Origin of the sequence: Segatella paludivivens DSM 17968 = JCM 13650 (assembly GCF_000373185.1) — a bacterium.
Classification (GTDB): Bacteria; Bacteroidota; Bacteroidia; order Bacteroidales; family Bacteroidaceae; genus Prevotella; species Prevotella paludivivens.
The window spans coordinates 40,871-59,079 of the sequence record NZ_KB890628.1; the positions used below are offsets into that span (position 1 = coordinate 40,871).

The following is an 18,209-nucleotide window of genomic DNA, read 5'->3' on the forward strand; positions in this document are numbered from 1 at the left end:
TATCATCAATGACAAAGATAGATTATATTTTGAATATATCAAAATGAATTTAGATAATATATATATATTTTAACTACTTATTTAATTTCCTTAGACCTTTCCAATGCTTCATTTATATGGCTGCATATATTCTCCTTGCCGATAATATTTTCGAGTTGTGCATGCTCAAGGGTTTTCTTAACGTTTTCGTTAACTCCGGAAAGTATTATTTGTATGCCCTCTTTTTTGCTCATCATACAGAGATTCGTTAGATTATGTATTCCTGTACTATCGACAAATGGTACTTTCCTCATTCTTATTATTCTTACTTTTGGACGGTCTCCGAATGTAGCCATTATCTCTTCAAAGCTGTTACCTGCACCAAAGAAATATGGACCATTGATTTCATAAACCTCTACGCCTTTAGGTATTGTCAGATGTTCTAGATTACCAAGCATGAAATCACTATTCTCTTCAGATGGATCAATCTCATCGCTTATAACTTTAATGTCTGTTGCTTCTGCTACACGTCTCATGAAAAGTAGGCATGCACATACTAATCCAACTTCAATCGCGATGGTTAAATCAAAGAATATTGTTAGAAGGAAAGTTACCCACAATACGATAATGTCGCTCTTGGGATTGTGCATGATTCCGATGAATGAACGCCAACCGCACATCTCGTAGCTAACAATTACTAGTACTCCAGCAAGACAAGCCATTGGTATATATTTAGCAAATGGCATTAGAAAGAGAAATATCAACAGCAATACGCCTGAATGTATTATTCCTGCAATAGGGCTGCGACCACCATTATTTATATTAGTCATTGTTCTTGCTATTGCGCCTGTTGCTGGTATTCCTCCAAAAATAGGTGAAGCCAGATTTGCCAGTCCTTGTGCAATCAATTCAGTATTTGAATTATGACGTGAGCCAATAACACCATCAGCTACAGTGGCAGAAAGTAAAGACTCAATAGCCCCCAGAACGGCAATGACAATCGCAGGAGGAATCAGCGACTTTATAGTGTTGAAAGATAATGCTGGTAATGTCGCTTCAGGTAGTTTATTGCTTATGGCAAAGTGGTCGCCAATTGTTGTTATTGATGTGATACCTGCATATTTTCTTAACAGCAATGCTGATACCGTCATTATTATAATAGCTATCAGTGATCCTGGAATCTTCTTACTGAACTTTGGTGATATAGCGATTACAATAACACTTACAATACCTATTGCTGCATTCCAAGGAGTAATGGTGCCGATGTTTTGAATATATGCAATCCATTTACTAGAAAAGTCAGCAGGAACATTTGCTATTGAAAGCCCAAGAAGGTCTTTTATCTGTGTAGTGAAAATGGTTACGGCTATACCGCTTGTGAATCCAATTACAATAGGATAGGGAATGTATTTAATTATTGTACCCAAATGCAACAGTCCGAAAATAATCAAGAACACTCCTGCCATTATTGTGGCGATGGTTAATCCTTCTATTCCATATTGTTGAATAATACCATATATTATTACGATGAAAGCTCCTGTAGGTCCACCTATCTGAACCTTACTTCCTCCGAATAATGATACTATTAGTCCGGCAACGATAGCTGTTATTATTCCCTTTTCAGGTGTTACTCCACTGGCGATACCAAAAGCTATTGCCAACGGCAATGCCACGATTCCAACAATGATACCTGCCATGAGGTCAGTGATAAACTGTTTACGATTGTAATTTTTTAATGTAGCCACCAGCTGTGGCTTAAATTCAAATGGTGTCATTAATAAAAAAAGAAAGGGGTAATACAATTACCCCGAAGTAAAAAAATAAATTTATGCTTTATTGGCAAATTTCGCCGAAATGTTTTATTGTCGTGAGGCGCTTATGATCATAAGTTTCAGATAGTTCCATTTTCCAAGCTACACTGAATGGGACATGAATTGCGTATGCTCCAATGTTAAGTGCTGGTGCAATATCTGATTTGAAAGAATTACCTATCATAAGTAATTCTTCAGGATGTATGTTGTAGTTCACGCACAGATGCTTGTATTCATGCTCTGTCTTCTCAGAAACTATGATTATATCGTCAAAGTAGTTGGCAAGTCCCGAACGTTTTATCTTGTTTTCCTGATCTTGAAGCTCTCCCTTGGTAAAGACAACCAATTTGTAGTTGTCGTCATTCTTTCTTTCGTTGAGAGTAATAAGTGTGTTTTCAACCTCTGGTAGTGGAGTAGTAGGAAAAGATAGAAGCGATTTACCCATTTGTAGTATCTCTTCTATTATGTTTCCCTTTACTTCACCTTCTGAAATCTTAATTGCATTCTCAATCAGTGACATGGTGAATGCTTTAATTCCGTAACCAAGACAATCCATGTTTGCTTTTTCTATTGCAAACAAAGAGTCAGATACTGTTTCAGCATCAGCATATTTTGAAAGCAACTGACAATACATGTTTTCAACATTGTCAAAATAGGATTGACAGTCCCAAAGAGTATCGTCAGCGTCTATAGCTATAATCTTGAATTTATCTAGTTTCATACTTTATCAGTCAAGAAGAATAGAGTCTAATTGTCTTGTTATCTCATCTTTGTCAAGATGCTGACCTATGAATACAAGTTTTTGCATTCTGTCACCATATTGCTCGTTCCAGTCCTGACGCAGTCCTGGCTCACGCTGCATAAGGTCGGCAAGTTCATCTTTCTCCATCGTTGCATACCATTGACCAGCATTGCGAAGATTCATCTGCTTTCCAGCCTGTTCAAATACATAGCATGTTGCAGGTTCTTCCTTAAACCAGCATATACCCTTGCATCGTATGATATTCTTTGACCATTTTGAAGCTATGAACTCATCAAATCCTACAAGATCAAAAGGCTTGCGACGATAATATACAAATGTGCCAATGCCATATTCCTCAACTTCTCCACCTTCGTGATCATGTTCGTGGTGATGATGATGTCCTTCTTCATGCTCATGCTCATGTTCATGATGGTGGTGTCCTTCGTGGTCATGTTCTTCGTCTTCGTCTTCGTCATCATCATCATGTTCATCGTCGTGGTGATGTTCTATTTCGTCAATCCATGCAGCAGAAGTAGCAACTTTATCAAAGTCAAACAGGTGTGTGTTGATAATCTTATCGAGGTCTACATTGCCATAGTCACATTCAATAATTGTTGCATGTGGCTGCAAAGCTACGATAATTTCTTTTAGACGTTCAAGTTCGCTAGGTTCAACTTCAGATGCTTTGTTAAGCAATATGATGTTACAGAATTCAATCTGCTGTATAACTAAGTTCTCGATATCATCTTCAGCTATATTCTGCCTTATGAGATTTTCGCCGTTTCCGAATTCGTCTTTCATACGCAGTGCGTCAACAACTGTAGTGATACAGTCAAGACGTGCTATACCGCCTTTGATATATTCTGGTCCCATAGTTGGTATAGAACATATTGTCTGTGCGATAGGTGCTGGTTCGCAAACACCGCTAGCCTCAATTACAATATAGTCGAATTTCTGCATACTTGTGATGTCACGAAGTTGTGCTACGAGATCCATTTTCAGGGTGCAGCATATACATCCGTTCTGCAATGCAACAAGACTGTCGTCTTTCTGGTCAACGATACCACCTTGCTGTATAAGGTCAGCATCGATATTTACTTCACCGATATCATTAACGATTACAGCGAATTTTATACCATGCTTGTTAGATAGAACTTTGTTAACCAATGTTGTCTTTCCGCTACCCAGATAACCTGTAAGTAGCAGTACTGGTATTTCCTGAAATTTCATAATATATATTGTATTTTATTTTATCTCAATGTTGAGTAATTCCTAAAATTGAACTAGATTGCAAAATTACTAAAAATCAGTTGGATATACAAAAATAAATATATAATTATAGATAACGTTCAGATAATAATGCGCATATACTTATTCTGCTAGTGCAAAATTTAAAAGAAATATTAATTTCTTTGTGTTTCAATACATTAATTATTACCTTTGAAGGCGTAAAAATATTAAAAGTAAACATTATCATGAGTAAAAAGACTTTTACAGTTGGACTTTGCTTGTGTGTAGCAACAATGATGCTGGCACAGACAAATCCAGGTGGCATATCTGCTAATATGTTGCAGCAGATAGAGAAATCACAGAAATCATCAAAAGCTGATAAGGCTATTTTCAATGCAATCGCATCTAACAGTATAGACGATTTGGCTAAGAACTTTGCCAATCAGGGTACTGTTGATACATACTTCAGTAATGAGACTCCTAGTCAGAATATTCACGACCAGCAGAGTTCTGGACGTTGCTGGATGTTTACAGGAATGAATGTGCTTCGTGCAGATTTTGCAAAACAGCACAACGACACTCTTGCTGTTGAGTTCTCTCATGCTTATTTGTTTTTCTACGATCAGTTGGAGAAGGCAAACCTTATGCTTCAGGGAATAATTGATAATGCAAAGAAACCTATGGAAGACCCTACAGTGCAGTTCTTCTTTAAAAATCCTATCAGCGATGGCGGTACATTTTGTGGTATAGCAGACCTTACAGAAAAGTATGGTTTGGTTCCTATGAGTGTTCAGCCTGAAACATATTCAAGTGACAACACAAAGATTATGGACAAACTTGTCTCTAGTAAGTTGCGTGAATACGGACTCGAACTTCGTCGTATGGTTGCTTCTGGAAAAAGTAAGAATGCTATAAAAGATAGAAAGACTGAAATGCTGGCAGATATTTATCATTTGCTAACTCTTACTATTGGTGAACCAGCTAAGGAGTTCACATATACGTTTACTGATAAAAATGGTAAGGCTGTTGGTGAAGCGCATAAGTACACTCCACAGACATTCTATGAAGCTACCGTTGGAAAGAAACTTAATGGTACTTTCATTATGGTAATGAACGATCCGCGACGCCCATATTACAAGACTTTTGAAGTAGAATATGACCGCCATACCTATGATGGTCACAACTGGACATACTTAAATCTACCTATGGAAGAAATTGCCAAGCTAGCCATTGCTTCAATAAAAGACGGACACAAGATTTATTCTAGCTATGACGTAGGTAAGCAGTTAGACCGCAAGCGTGGATATATGGATGTAGACAACTTTGATTATTCTACTCTTATGGGAACGACTTTCAATATGAATAAAGCCGACCGTATAAGTACTTTTGACAGTGGTTCTACTCATGCTATGACTCTTACAGCTGTAGATATGGACAAGAATGGTAATCCTAAAAAATGGAAAGTCGAGAATAGTTGGGGACCTACTTACGGACAGAAAGGATGCTTGATAATGACCAATAATTGGTTTAATGAGTATATGTTCCGTCTTGTTGTGAACAAGAAATATGCCACACAAAAGATATTGGATGCTGCTTCTCAGAAACCAATCATGGTTACTCCTGATGATCCTTTGTTCTTAGAGGATAATTAATTCCGGACTTTTAGCATTCTTAGCATTGCAAAACTACTGAGAATAAATATATATAGCAGCCAGGTCTGCGACGTGGAAATATAGGAATTTTCTATTGACGATCCTGGAAGTCCTGCTATAAAGAATATAGAACGATTCATTAATCCCGCTATCTGCACTATTACGTAACATACAATGTTATTGAGTGCAGTTAGTGGGATTGTTATTATCAAAGCCACAGCCATGTATATTATCAATGTAGCACATGGTACAACAATAAAGTTTGTAAGAATAAAATAACATGAAAAGCGTCCGAAACAATGAAGTACTATTGGAAAAGTAAATGTTTGTGCAGACAATGATACGCAGATACTTCCCCATATCCAACTTAACAATTTGTTGTAAGGATGCAACAGCATATACATTGGCTTGTATAGGGTGAATATTCCAGCAACAGCCATGAATGACATTTGAAATCCTATGTCCCACAAACTAAGTGGATTGATTACAAGTATCACTATTGCCGCAAAAGCAAGAGTATTAAAACTTATGCTTTTTCTGTTTATGATACTTACAAGGGCATATATTGAGAGCATCACGGCACTGCGTACTACTGATGGAGGCATACCTACAAGAAAGGCGAATGCCCAGATACCAATTATAGATAATGTCATAGCGATTGCACTATGACCGAACAAAAGCAGGAATACTGAGAATATTATTCCAAGATGCAATCCCGACAATGCAAGGACATGACTTCCTCCAGATATAGAAAATGCATTTTTCGTATCCTTGTCCAGTGCACTCTTGTCGCCTAGTGTCATTGCAGAAATCACAGAGTAAGCCTCTTTATCCTTTCTGTTATCCGCAAATATTTTTTTTGATAGGTTGTCACGAAATATACGTGCTTTCATACATAATCTGTCATAAGCATTTTTGCCAAGCGAAACTCTTGCGGGATGTATATTCCAATATGGAATAAATGTCTGCGCTGTGTATCCGTGTATTTTCATCCATTGTGCATAGTCGAAGTTTGAGCTGCCAGATATATTATGTGGCTTTTCTAAAACAGACTCAGCGCATATCCCATCACCAGTATTCAGTTTCATTTCAGTTGTAGTATCCCTGAGAATAGTAGCTTTTGCGTTGATTGGACTGCCAAGAGACTTTTCGTTGAGGCTCATAATTTCAATATCACATTTCAAAACCTTACCGTGGACAATTGGTGTGCTTGTAATCAAAGCCTCATATTGAGATGTTTCATTTGGAAGTTGTATATCAGTTGCTTTCAGTTGTCGACACATCAAAGTTCCGCCAAGTGCTAATGTTGTTGCAGCAATTAGTATGCTTTGTATATGTTCGCGTTTTATAAGTAATGCTAAAACTATGAATATAATGCCAGAAGTGAGCCATATACCTATAGTTATGTGCTTATATAGTAGATTTCCTGTAACAATACCTATGCATAAGGCTATGGCGAGACGCAGCAGAGGATAAAGTTGCAGTTTGTTATTCGTGTACATTTATTTGTATCCTTGGTTCTGTTTTAATTTTGTATTCATGTCTATTACAGCTTGTGGAATAGGGAACAGGTATGTGAATTTGCTATCTTCGTTATCTACTTGTTTACGTTGGTCGTAAGCCTTTTGAAAGATTCCAAACCTAATCATGTCATTACGTCGCCAACCTTCCCACATAAGTTCAAGTAGTCTTTCATCAAGGATATTCTGCAACGTAGCCTTTCTGTCGTTCATTCCTACACGATTGCGTATCATATTGAGTTCTTGTGTACCGTCTTCACCGTTGCGTACTTTTGCTTCAGCGATCATAAGCAATACATCTGAATATCTAAATAGCACAATATCATTGTCTTGCAGCTTTCCGTCAGCATGTGCAGTACGGTCTATCTCATATTTAGACATTCTGGCTCCACCAGTCTTTTCATATTTACTGCCTGTAAGGTCTGGTGCAACTTCAAGTGGTCTGTAAATCAAAGGATCTCCGTTGTTAAGATAAACAATCTTTCCGTCAACTCTCAGTGTATCACTGTAGAAGTTTATACTATATCTGCTGTCAATAGAATCCGTACCATATCCGTATGTCTTAACCGTTGATAGGGTGGCACAGCTTCCGTTTTCAGCATCCATACCTATTGCACTTCCATGATTATAGTGTCTGCTACGGAAGAGATACCAGAATTGGTTGCTATATAATGTCTTATCCATAGGTATGGTGAATATGTTTTCACTTGAAGTCTCATTGTGTACCGCAAAGTTGTCGGCATAGTTCTTTTCAAGAGAATATCCCTCTTTGGTAATCATGTTGCAATAATATATGCATGCTTCCCATGCGTTAAGTTGCTTCCCATCAATGTTAAACGTATGTTCGCCAGTACCAAGATAAATTTCATTATTAAGCATCATCTTGGCAAGTATGAAATAAGCTACAGGACGTGTGAATTTACCGTAATATGTTCCTTGGATGTTACTGTGTTCATCTGGAAGGTATGTTGCTGCCTCTTGTAGTTGAGATATGATTGTACTTGCTACTTCCTGACGTGTTGCTTGTGTCATCTCAGCAAGTGTAGCGCCGTCTTTCATTGAAAGAGGTACGTTTCCAAACATATCCATGATATAGAAGTAGAACATAGCCCTTATGCCTTTTACTTCGGCTGTGTATTCATTATACTCAGAGTCGTTGAGTAGATTCTTGTTGTATTCAATTTCTGCTAAAGAATGATTACATAGTCCAATTACCTTATAAAGATAGTTCCATGTGTCTAGTAGTGCCTTGTCAGTGGATGTCCATTTGTGCATATATAGGTCTTGCCAGAAACCGCCATCATACCAGTCTCCTCCTCTTGTAGGCAGAATAGCCTCGTCTGTGGTAAACGTGTTGTAGTCATATACTCCCCGATAAGTGCCTTGAATACCTTGACTGTTACTGTTTCCGCCTATATAGTTGTATAGGTTTCCCACTGAGTTTATATATAAATTGGTTGCCGTGTTGTAAGCTTTGTATTCAAGCAGTTTGTCTTTGGAATTCTCATCAAGACAAGACGAAAGAAATGTTGTCGATAATGTCATTCCGGCAATACCGATAATCGTTATTATTATATGATACGTTTTTTTCATGTGATCTAGAATTGAATGCTTATTCCCATTGAATATGAGCGATATGCAGGATATGAACGTTTGTCGTCAATACCAAGTGTTCCATCAACTACATAACTGTTTATCATAGGTGTGAGTCCACTGTATCCTGTTATGGTAGCTAAATTATTTACAGAGCATGAAAGACGTAGTGAACTGATATATTTATTTCTTACAGGTATGTTCCAGCCTATTGTTAGATAGTCAAAGTTCAGGTAGTCTCCTTTTTCCAGCCAATAGTCTGTTGCTGTCTGGTCTTTAATATTTTGCTTCGGCGCTTTTGCCATAACATTATAGTCGGGAAAGCTAGACATGTTCATATATGTTAGACTTGTTCCGTTGTATATCTTGTGACCAAAAGCTCCGTTTATCTGCAATGATACATCAAATTCTTTGTATCTGAAACTGATGTTTGAGCCTAGTATCCATTTAGGTGTGGCTTGTCCTGCAATATATCTGTCGCCACCGTCTTCGATGTTTATTTTTCCGTTATGGTCAAGGTCAGCAATGGCATAACTGTAACTGCCGTCACTGTTTTTTGTTAACCCTGTGCAGTGGGGCAGATAGAAAACTCCAAGTGGTTGACCTATTATTTGATATACGATGTTGTTGTTGCCACCATGGAATCCAGCACCGTTAAGTGAACCTATACTTGTTATCTGTGAAGCAGAAAGTTGTGTGCCGTTATAGTTGCCCGACAATGAAAGTAGTTTGTTCTTTTGGAATGCTACGTTCATGTTAATGTTTAGTTCCATGTCTTTCTTTGATATAGGAGTAATGCCTAAACCTAGTTCAAAACCACTATTGCTCATTTCTCCCAGATTGGCAAGCAACTTATTGTATGTGAATGGTGGAACAGGTACATCATATTGGTATAGCATGTCTCGTGTCTTACTGTAATAGTATTCTGCTGTAAGTATCACTCTGTTCTTCCAAAAACTTATATCCGTACCAATATTGAATGTGCTTCGTGTTTCCCATTTTAAATCAGGATTAGCATTGCGGAATTGTCCCATTGTTATAGTTGGTGAACCGTTATAAGATATTACACCTGTAGGCTGAACTAAATTTATTGAGTTGTATGGATCAATACCTCCTAGGTTTCCAGAGAGTCCATATCCCATTCTTATCTTGAAAATGTTTACAAGTTTGCGTAAGCTTTTAAAGAAAGGTTCGGCTGCAACATCCCATGTCCCAGATATAGATGGAAATATGCCCCATTTGTGGTTGTTTCCAAACATACTACTTCCATCAGCTCTCATGTTGGCAGCAACGGTATACCTATTCAGAAGTGTATATGATACGCTACCCATCGCAGAAGCCAGTGAAGACTCTGTGTAGTCAGACCCTGTACCTCCGTATGGCCTTGTAGAGGCGGCGGCAAGATTGTCATATCCTAATTCATTTGTTGTGAAACCTTTTACAAGAGTCCAGAAGCCGCTATGTTTGCTCTTTTGGTATTCTGTCATTGCTGTTGCTTCTATAGCGTGTATACCCCATGAGTGCTTCCATTCAAGAGTTGCATTGCCCAGCATATCTTCTGTCTTATGTTCTCCACGGTAAGCCTGCCCCTGTGCCCAAACCCATGTCGGGCAGAACACTGCATTCTCTAGAGAGTTATAGCTATAACTGCCGAATAGTTTTAAATGTAGTTCTTTTTCTAGTGTAAAGTCCAGTCCTAAATGAGTATTGAAGTTAATGTTCTTATCATCGTTCTTCTCTTTTAGTAATGCTCCCGGAGGGTTTATCTGACTAGCCGTTGAATTTTTATCCCAACCACCCGATGCATTCATTCCTTCTGGGTATGTTGGATTTTGTGTAGCTGCACTGTAAAACAGTTTTTGTTCGTCAAATATATAGTTGTTTTTTTGTGAAGCTCCAAATACACCAAAATCAATAGAAAGAAGATTATCGAATGCCTTTTGTGATAGGTCAAACTTAGCAGTGAAGTTTTGGTATTCATTAACCTTAATAATTGTTTTGTGGTCCATAACTCCTATTGACGCACGATAGTTACTGCTTTCAGAGCCTCCGCTGAAAGCTATATGATGATTTTGTACAATTCCAGTTCTTGTTACTGCATCCTGAAAATCAGTGTTGTATCCGCCGTCATTGTAATCAAGCCCCAGTGTCTTTGCCGTTGATATATATCCGTTACGTTGCAACATGTCTATGGTCTTGTATTTAGACTCAAAGCCAATATTGCCATCATAACTAATATGAAACATACTTCCATGTCCTTTTTTGGTCGTAACCTGTATAACGCCTGATGCACCTCTAGAACCATATTTTGCTGTTTCTGCGGCATTCTTCAGAATCGTAAAGCTCTCTATATCTGCTGGATATATTGATGAAAGGGTAGAAAGGTCGCTGTAAACGCCATCAATAATAACAAGCGGATCATTACCGCCAGTAAGAGAAGTCGTACCTCTTACTCGCACACTGCTCAATTGTGCCATTCGGTTTTCGCCAGAAGTCACATTCACACCTGCAGCTTGTCCGCTTAATGCATTGAGTGAGTTTATCACAAGTCCCTTGTTCATTCTGTCTTCAGTAACAATATCTGCCGATCCCTGTTTGCGTTCTGGTATCAGTCGCATTATTTCCAATGAGTCTATTTCTGAAAGACTATGTTTTTCCTGAGCCTGCATTGTGAAATTTGGCATTATCAGCAAGGGTATTATGAGTTTCCAGTTATACATGTTGTGTGATTTTAATGGCGCAAAAATATTAAACTATATTGCAAATGTAGTTAAAAATAATGTTTAAAGCAATAAAAGCTTTATTTATTTTTCTGTTTTGTAAGATGAAAGTGCTTCATTACATAGCTTATTTACGTGGTAAATTTGACGAGACTGCTATAGAAATACGATTATGTGTGAGAGGCATAAAATCGTATTTCTATAGCAGTCTTAAAATCAATTCGAAATATCTGTTTTGAATTAAGCTTTACTTCATCTTTGTAAATGCTTCATTTTATGGCCACCCCATGCTGCGTCATTCACAAATTTAAAGCCAAGTCTGGTATACAGCTGTTCTGCTTTTGGATTTCCGCAGTCAACGAGTAATCCTGTTAATGGAATATTCAGTGCTTTTGCCTTTTCTAATGTTGCTTTTAATAGGGCAGAGGCAATACCCATTTTGCGAAATCTTTTATCAACAGCCAAACTGTCAATATACAGTTCTCCTTTTCCGGTTTCATCGTCAATTCCAGAATAGTCTATGCCAAATTCTTTTAAAGCTTCCTCTATAAAAGCTTTTCGCAGTGTGTGCAGATCTGCTCCATCATAACTTACGCAAATGCCAATAACGGCTTTTGATACTTCATCCAAAGCTACTAATGTGTTCTTATACGAATATTGTGAGTCTTCTCTTTCCACAAGTCTTGTCATCATCTTATGAAAATCCTCTAACGTATGTTTTTCACCAGCAAAGTTTTTGCAACATTCATGGTTCATCGCCAGCATGATGAGTGTAGATATTGTATCTGCCTGTTGTTTAGTGGCATTCGTTATTCTTATCATGTAAAGTATTTATTACGTTTTATTACAAAAATACTAATATAACGATAAATACACAAATATATTAATGATTTTTAGTGAATGGCAGTACCTATCACAAGCACTGCCATTTCTTTATTTAAACAATACAATTTTCTCTTTTCAAAAGAGATTTAAATGGAATATCTTATTTAAATGTCTTCACATACACTTTCGCTTTTCCGTCTTCTGACTTCATAACTATGATACTTTTGATTTCAGATGGCTTTAAAATATCATTAATATCCTGACCTTCTGGTAGCTCCTTACCGTCTATTATATATTTATAGTTTTTCTTCCTTTCTTCTGAAGATTGTAACTTAATATTTCCTACAGGTACAGGAATAGTGAACAATGTTTTTACGACTTTACCTTTTTTAATGCCAGGTTCCCAATTAGGCATGCTATTTATAACTTTTAAAGCTTCGCTGTCCAATTCTGGGTCAAAGCTTCTTACAACATGGGCTCCAGATATAGAACCGTCTTTGTTAACAGTGAATGCGACTATCGTAAAACCCCCCTTTGTGGAATTTTCTGGATTCTTTATGTTTTTGGCAAAGTAATCTGATAGCTTGTCACTACCACCTGGAAAACTTGGCAACTTGTCTACGCTCTCGTAAACTTTATCTTCACCGTTTGAGTCACTATTGTCCTTCTTTAAAGTAATCTTTATTCCGTTAGCTGCATCTCCTGCACGGAATGTCATATCGTCAAAGCCAACATATTGCACAACAATAGTATTATCATCAGAGACCTCATTTAAAGAAAAGTTTCCTTTAGTATCAGATACAGAACCTTTCTTTATTCCATTTATGATAACAAGTGCACCTTGTATCGGTTTACCGCTTTCATCAACAACAGTTCCTTTAATATTGATAATCTTTGCATCTTGAGCTTGATTTTCAACAGCATTGTTAACTAGGTCGGCTACAGATTGAACTTTATTTCCAGTAACTCCTGATTCAAGTAATCCTTTTGTTGCATTTGATATTTTTGCAATCTCTGGAATTTTCTCACTCAGTGAACGTGCTACTGTGTCAATATTGCTTACAAAAAGCAATGCGGCTGCAAGTGGCGCAAATAATAAATACTTAGTCTTTGCTATTTCCTTCGTTCTACGTTTGTTCATCATTTTAATTCTTTTTTTAAGAGGTAAAACATTAAAGTTATTGGCAATATCAGTTTTTGGAGAATGATATGCCAAACCAAGCAAGTGATACTGATAGGCTTTGCGCGCGTTGCCTTCAGCCAAAACACTTTCATCGGCTAAAAATTCCAGATTAATACGCACATCCCGCTTCATAAGCCATGCAAAAGGATTAAACCAGCAGAATATACAAAACATTTCTGAAAAGATACTGTCTAGAGAGTGCCACTGGTTTACGTGTGTGCGTTCGTGTATTATAATTTCATTAAGTTCTTCATCACTTAATCCTTCTTTATTTAAAAAGATCCATTTGAAAAAAGAAAATGGTCCATCTTTGCTTCTCAATGTGTGCAGTATAGTGCCATTGATGCTTATTTTTTTATGTTTGCATGCCATATATACGATAGTTCCAAGCTGCAAAATAAAGTTTAGCAACATAATCGTTACCACGGCTATATAGACATATAGTAGAAAGTCTTTCCATGTTATTGACGGAGCATTGGCATATGTCATCATTGTTGGTAATATACTTGTGGCATAACTGTTTGCCATACTAACTGTGGTATCGGAGTCTTTAATCCAGTATTCAATGTTAAGTAATGGAATAGTTAATGATATAAGATATATTGTCCATAGCGTGGCACGTCGCAATGCAAAAAATGTGTCTCTGCTTGTCATAAGCCGATAGAATCCATATAACAGAATCAGAGCAAAATTTACTTTTAATAGATATATAGCCATATTCTATTCTCCTTTCTCTATTTCCTTAATTATATCTTTCAGTTCATCTTCTGATATTTTTTCTTCTTTAGCAAAAAAAGAAACCATTTCTTTAAATGAGTTCTTGAAATAATCGTGTACAAACCCATTCATGAATCTACGCTTGTATTCGCCCTCATTGATCGAAGGTGTGTAAACATATCCTTTTCCGTCACGTTCAGACTTAACGAAGTTCTTTCTTTTCAAGTTATTCACTATAGAAGCAACTGTTGTGTAGGGTGGTTTAGGATCAGGAATAGCATCTAGTACTTGCTTTACAGCGCAGCGACCTAACTTCCATACATATCTCATAACTTCTTCTTCTTGCTTTGTAAGTTTTTCCATTGCATTATATGTTTATATTATCAATGCTGCAAATCTACGAAACTTTCGTAACAAAAGCAATAAAATGTACGTTAAAGTGTTTAAATTGCTGCTATTTTAACATTTTACGAATGTTTCGTAACAAGTTATTAATAACTTACATTATTATATATATATCGCTTATTTCCGTTTTGGCTTAAAGATTTTCAATTTATATGCTAAGTAATTTTCATGTATTTGTGTGCCAAATATCTTTTAGATGTTGAATAAAAATATAATTGTCATATTAATCTAATTTGCATAGTTGCTAGTCTCTTAATCTTTCTGCTACATAGGGTTTTCAAAAAAACTAGTGTCTAAATGTCTATTTACTGATAATCAGTATGTTAGATGGTGGATTTTAAAAATAACAGTGTCGCTATAATGTCAAAAAGCAAATGCGTTTCTATATAGAATTGAAAACGTTTCTACATAGAAACGGAAACTTTATGTCGTGAAAGTAAAAACGTTTCCACGTATAAACGTAAACTTTATATCGTATAAACGCAAACTTTGACCGTGAAAGTGAATTCTGCGCTATAACTTCCTAATATATTTAGTTTTTATCTCAGAACACAACTGTAAAATAATAGTAATTGTCAATAATCTTATTCTTGTAATCATATTGATAACCATTCGTTTACCTGCGCAAAGTAATATCGTTTTTCACGCTAGGCAATTCGATTACCTAACGTGTGTAATCGAGTTGTTCACGTTGTGTAACATGGTTACACACGTTGTGTAATCGAATTGCACACATGCTGATGTAATTGAATTACACACATACCGATGTAATATAGTTACACAAAAGTTTTGTAAATTTATGTAATCGTTTGTGCACTCAGTTTCAATATATATTTGCATAATTACGAAAAAAACGCCAAAAACCAGGTGTAATCTAGGGTTTAATGTCACTTTTACGCTGATAATGTCACTTAATGTCACTCGCTCAACCCTTATAAATAAAGGGTTTGTGACATTATAACATTAGTGACATTAAAAAACTTTTTTATGTTTTGTCTTTAGCCGGAATAGGTTTATAGAGAATCCCCCCCTCTAAATTGACGAAGAAGCAGAATTCAAAATCTCTCTATATATAGTTTTATGTAGTAAGAATTCACTTTCATGGTCAAAGTTTACGTTTATACGATATAAAGTTTACGTTTATACGTGGAAACGTTTTTACTTTCACGACATAAAGTTTCCGTTTCTATGTAGAAACGTTTTCAATTCTATATAGAAACGCATTTGCTTTTTGACATTATGGCGACGCTGTATTTTCAAAAAATTACCATCTAACATACTGATTATCAGCAAATAGACATTTAGACACTAGTTTTTTGAAAACCCTATGTAGCAAACAGGGTAATATACAAGAATAATTATAAATTACAAGTAAATTACTCTTATAATATACATTTTGCAACTTTAAGCGGCGGATAATAAGAATACTATTTATTTTTCTTGTAATACTCAAGACCAAGTTTTACATTTTTCTTCAGTGCTTCTGAAGAATAGGTTGCACCGCTAATTCCGTCAACATTCATCTTGACAGCCTTTGAAACTGTCTGCCCATTAAACTGATCTAGCAAAGTCTTTGCTTTTCCAAAGAATTGAGGAGTTTCATGATTTGGCATAGCCTCAATCTTTACAACTTTATTCTTGCGTATGAAGATTTTAACAGGAGTATTACCTCTGAACCCCTTTACATTCTTACCCAGTTCCTGAGTGTTTACTATTACAGTATCTTTCTCGCGCGTAATTACGTTATCGTTAGGCATGGCACTAACCATTACTGCTATCATTGCAGAAGCAGACAAAGCTGTGACAATTGCATTGAATCTTTTATTCATATTATAATAATTCTATTTTTAATTTATAATCCTTTATTTACCCTAATAAGCGAGTCTTTCTGCAAAAGTAAAAAATATAATCCACATCTTAATATCAACGTAGTCGAATTTTATGTTATTTTTTGATTTATATAAAAGACAATGGCGCATGAAAATTATAATCATGCGCCATTGTGTATCTAAAAAGTGTAAAACAGTTTTTATACTAGTGTTGCGACGATTTCCTCGCGAGTGCCAGGAAGCATGTCAATAACAGGAATCTCAGGCATTGTATAACATCCTGGTTGTAAACGGAAACTAGCACGAGCTACATTTACAAGAACTTGTGCTGTAAGAGCTGGGTTGTTGATGCTCATGTTGAACTCAAAACGCTGATTCTGTGTTTTTCCAGAAACACCTTTGCGTACCAAGTTTACACCATGTCCCATATCACGTACATCATCAACAGATGCAACTGCGAATACATGAGTTTCATCGTGTGCGAAATATGGATCAGCCTTTATAGCTGCTGTTACGTCTTCCAACTTAGCTCCGTCTTCCAACTCAACATATACCATACGACGATGAATACCTTCGCCAAGAGGAATAGTTACAGAAAGAGCATTCTTTACTCCCTTCTTGCTACGTACACACACTGAATGTCCCATAGACATACCTGGACCGAAGTTGGTATAGCTAAGTCCCTTTGGTGCAAGACTTTCCATGAGTACACGTACGATAGAGTCTGATCCTGGATCCCAACCTGCAGAAATAACACTTACAGTGTTAGTCTTCTTGTTGTTCTCCATCTGCTTTGTGCGATAGTCAAGGATACTCGTGTGGATATCAAAACTATCTACTGTGTTGATTCCTAAAGCTGTTATTTTCTCAGCATATTCAGGACAACTGCGTGTAGGAGTTGCAAGGATAGCAACATCAACATCTTTCAACTTTGTGATATCGTCTACAATTTCGTAATCAGTAAGTTCAACAGGTTTAGCCTGATTGGCATTACGACGTACGATACCTGCGATTTCAAAATCAGGAGCTGCTTCAAGTGCCTCTACAGTGAAGTGTCCGATATTGCCGTAACCAACTACGGCTGCTCTAATCTTCTTCATATTCTTTATTGTTGTTAAGTTTTACTTTAAATGATTATCTATTCGCAAAATTACATTATTCTGCTGAAAAATAAGCTCTTTTGGTAGATTTTTTATCTTAAATTCTACAAGAAGTTACAAATTATAATGATAATAAACCTATTTTTATGTTGATATTCATTCTTCATGCGTAAATAATTTATACTTTAACATATATCAACTCTTACTTGCTGACTATACAATAATAATATGCGCGTGTGCGTTATTTATTAAGTATAAATAAATAAAACATAAAGATGATAGAATATATAAAAGGCGAGTTAACGGAACTAACTCCGGCATTGGCTGTAGTTGAGGCTGCGGGAGTAGGATATGCTCTGAATATCTCACTTACCACATATAGTGCCATTCAGGGTAAAAAAGCAATAAAACTATATGTGCATGAATCTCTTGTAACAGGAGGACGTGATGATAATTTTACGTTATTTGGCTTTGTTAACAAGCAAGAACGTTCGCTTTACAGACTTCTCATCACTGTGTCGGGAGTTGGTGCCAATACTGCAAGAATGATGTTGTCGTCAATGAGTCCAGCTGAACTTTGTAATGCTATTGCCAACGGTGATGATAAGATGATAAAGACCGTGAAGGGAATAGGACTGAAGACAGCACAGCGCATAATCATTGACTTGCGAGATAAGATTGTAGCAAGCGGTATTGCTGACGAACTGCACCTGAGTCGCAATGCTGGAGGAATGAATATGAATAATGGTATAAAGGATGAGGCTGTTGCCGCATTAACTATGCTTGGATTCTCGCCGGCACCTTCTGCTAAAGTTGTTGTAGGGATTATAACAGAACATCCTGATTGGGCTGTGGAAGATGTTGTAAAGGAAGGATTGAAGAGAATAAAATAGACTGTTTACT

At 36.6% G+C, this 18,209-nt stretch carries 13 protein-coding genes; 2 read left to right on the forward strand and 11 right to left on the reverse strand.

Features of this window, described 5'->3' with window-relative positions; translation table 11 throughout:
- Positions 1-77 precede the first annotated feature (77 nt).
- The 3 genes from B045_RS0102025 to B045_RS0102035 are packed head-to-tail and all read right to left on the reverse strand — an operon-like array spanning position 78 to position 3,762.
- On the reverse strand, positions 78-1,754 hold the full coding sequence (locus B045_RS0102025) for a SulP family inorganic anion transporter (protein WP_018462600.1): 1,677 nt from the start codon (positions 1,752-1,754) through the stop codon (positions 78-80).
- A 58-nt stretch (positions 1,755-1,812) separates the two neighbouring features.
- A complete protein-coding gene (locus tag B045_RS0102030; protein ID WP_018462601.1) occupies positions 1,813-2,511 on the reverse strand; it encodes an HAD family hydrolase in 699 nt (232 codons plus the stop codon).
- A 6-nt stretch (positions 2,512-2,517) separates the two neighbouring features.
- Positions 2,518-3,762, reverse strand: a complete 1,245-nt coding sequence (locus B045_RS0102035; RefSeq protein ID WP_018462602.1) for a CobW family GTP-binding protein — start codon at positions 3,760-3,762, stop codon at positions 2,518-2,520.
- Positions 3,763-4,007: 245 nt separating this feature from the next.
- Here B045_RS0102035 and B045_RS0102040 point away from each other — a divergent pair, with 245 nt between their 5' ends.
- Positions 4,008-5,414 (forward strand): C1 family peptidase, encoded by a 1,407-nt coding sequence (locus B045_RS0102040; protein ID WP_018462603.1) that lies wholly within the window; start codon positions 4,008-4,010, stop codon positions 5,412-5,414.
- Here B045_RS0102040 and B045_RS0102045 read toward each other — a convergent pair.
- The 8 genes from B045_RS0102045 to B045_RS0102085 all read right to left on the reverse strand — a co-directional run bounded on the left by B045_RS0102045 (position 5,411) and on the right by B045_RS0102085 (position 17,306).
- Complete coding sequence (locus B045_RS0102045; RefSeq protein WP_018462604.1) at positions 5,411-6,916, reverse strand: ComEC/Rec2 family competence protein; 1,506 nt, start codon at positions 6,914-6,916, stop codon at positions 5,411-5,413. The two genes, B045_RS0102040 and B045_RS0102045, sit on opposite strands and share 4 nt — an antisense overlap.
- Complete coding sequence (locus B045_RS0102050) at positions 6,917-8,527, reverse strand: RagB/SusD family nutrient uptake outer membrane protein (RefSeq protein ID WP_018462605.1); 1,611 nt, start codon at positions 8,525-8,527, stop codon at positions 6,917-6,919.
- Between the two features lie 5 nt (positions 8,528-8,532).
- On the reverse strand, positions 8,533-11,247 hold the full coding sequence (locus B045_RS0102055) for a SusC/RagA family TonB-linked outer membrane protein (RefSeq protein WP_018462606.1): 2,715 nt from the start codon (positions 11,245-11,247) through the stop codon (positions 8,533-8,535).
- Positions 11,248-11,499: 252 nt separating this feature from the next.
- Positions 11,500-12,069 carry a GNAT family N-acetyltransferase gene (locus B045_RS0102065; protein ID WP_018462608.1) on the reverse strand — a complete coding sequence of 190 codons (570 nt, stop codon included), beginning with the start codon at positions 12,067-12,069 and terminating at the stop codon, positions 11,500-11,502.
- A gap of 163 nt (positions 12,070-12,232) precedes the next feature.
- Positions 12,233-13,972: a TonB family protein gene (locus tag B045_RS14160; protein ID WP_025883673.1), complete on the reverse strand. Its 1,740-nt coding sequence runs from the start codon at positions 13,970-13,972 to the stop codon at positions 12,233-12,235.
- 3 nt (positions 13,973-13,975) lie between these two features.
- Complete coding sequence (locus tag B045_RS0102075) at positions 13,976-14,335, reverse strand: BlaI/MecI/CopY family transcriptional regulator (RefSeq protein WP_018462610.1); 360 nt, start codon at positions 14,333-14,335, stop codon at positions 13,976-13,978.
- 1,469 nt (positions 14,336-15,804) lie between these two features.
- Positions 15,805-16,206 carry an FMN-binding protein gene (locus B045_RS0102080; RefSeq protein WP_018462611.1) on the reverse strand — a complete coding sequence of 134 codons (402 nt, stop codon included), beginning with the start codon at positions 16,204-16,206 and terminating at the stop codon, positions 15,805-15,807.
- A gap of 200 nt (positions 16,207-16,406) precedes the next feature.
- Entirely contained in the window at positions 16,407-17,306 is a 900-nt protein-coding gene (locus B045_RS0102085; RefSeq protein ID WP_018462612.1) for a diaminopimelate dehydrogenase, read from the reverse strand.
- A gap of 275 nt (positions 17,307-17,581) precedes the next feature.
- Between B045_RS0102085 and ruvA the strand changes: the two genes are divergently transcribed.
- Positions 17,582-18,199: a Holliday junction branch migration protein RuvA gene (gene ruvA, locus B045_RS0102090; RefSeq protein ID WP_018462613.1), complete on the forward strand. Its 618-nt coding sequence runs from the start codon at positions 17,582-17,584 to the stop codon at positions 18,197-18,199.
- Positions 18,200-18,209 lie beyond the last annotated feature (10 nt).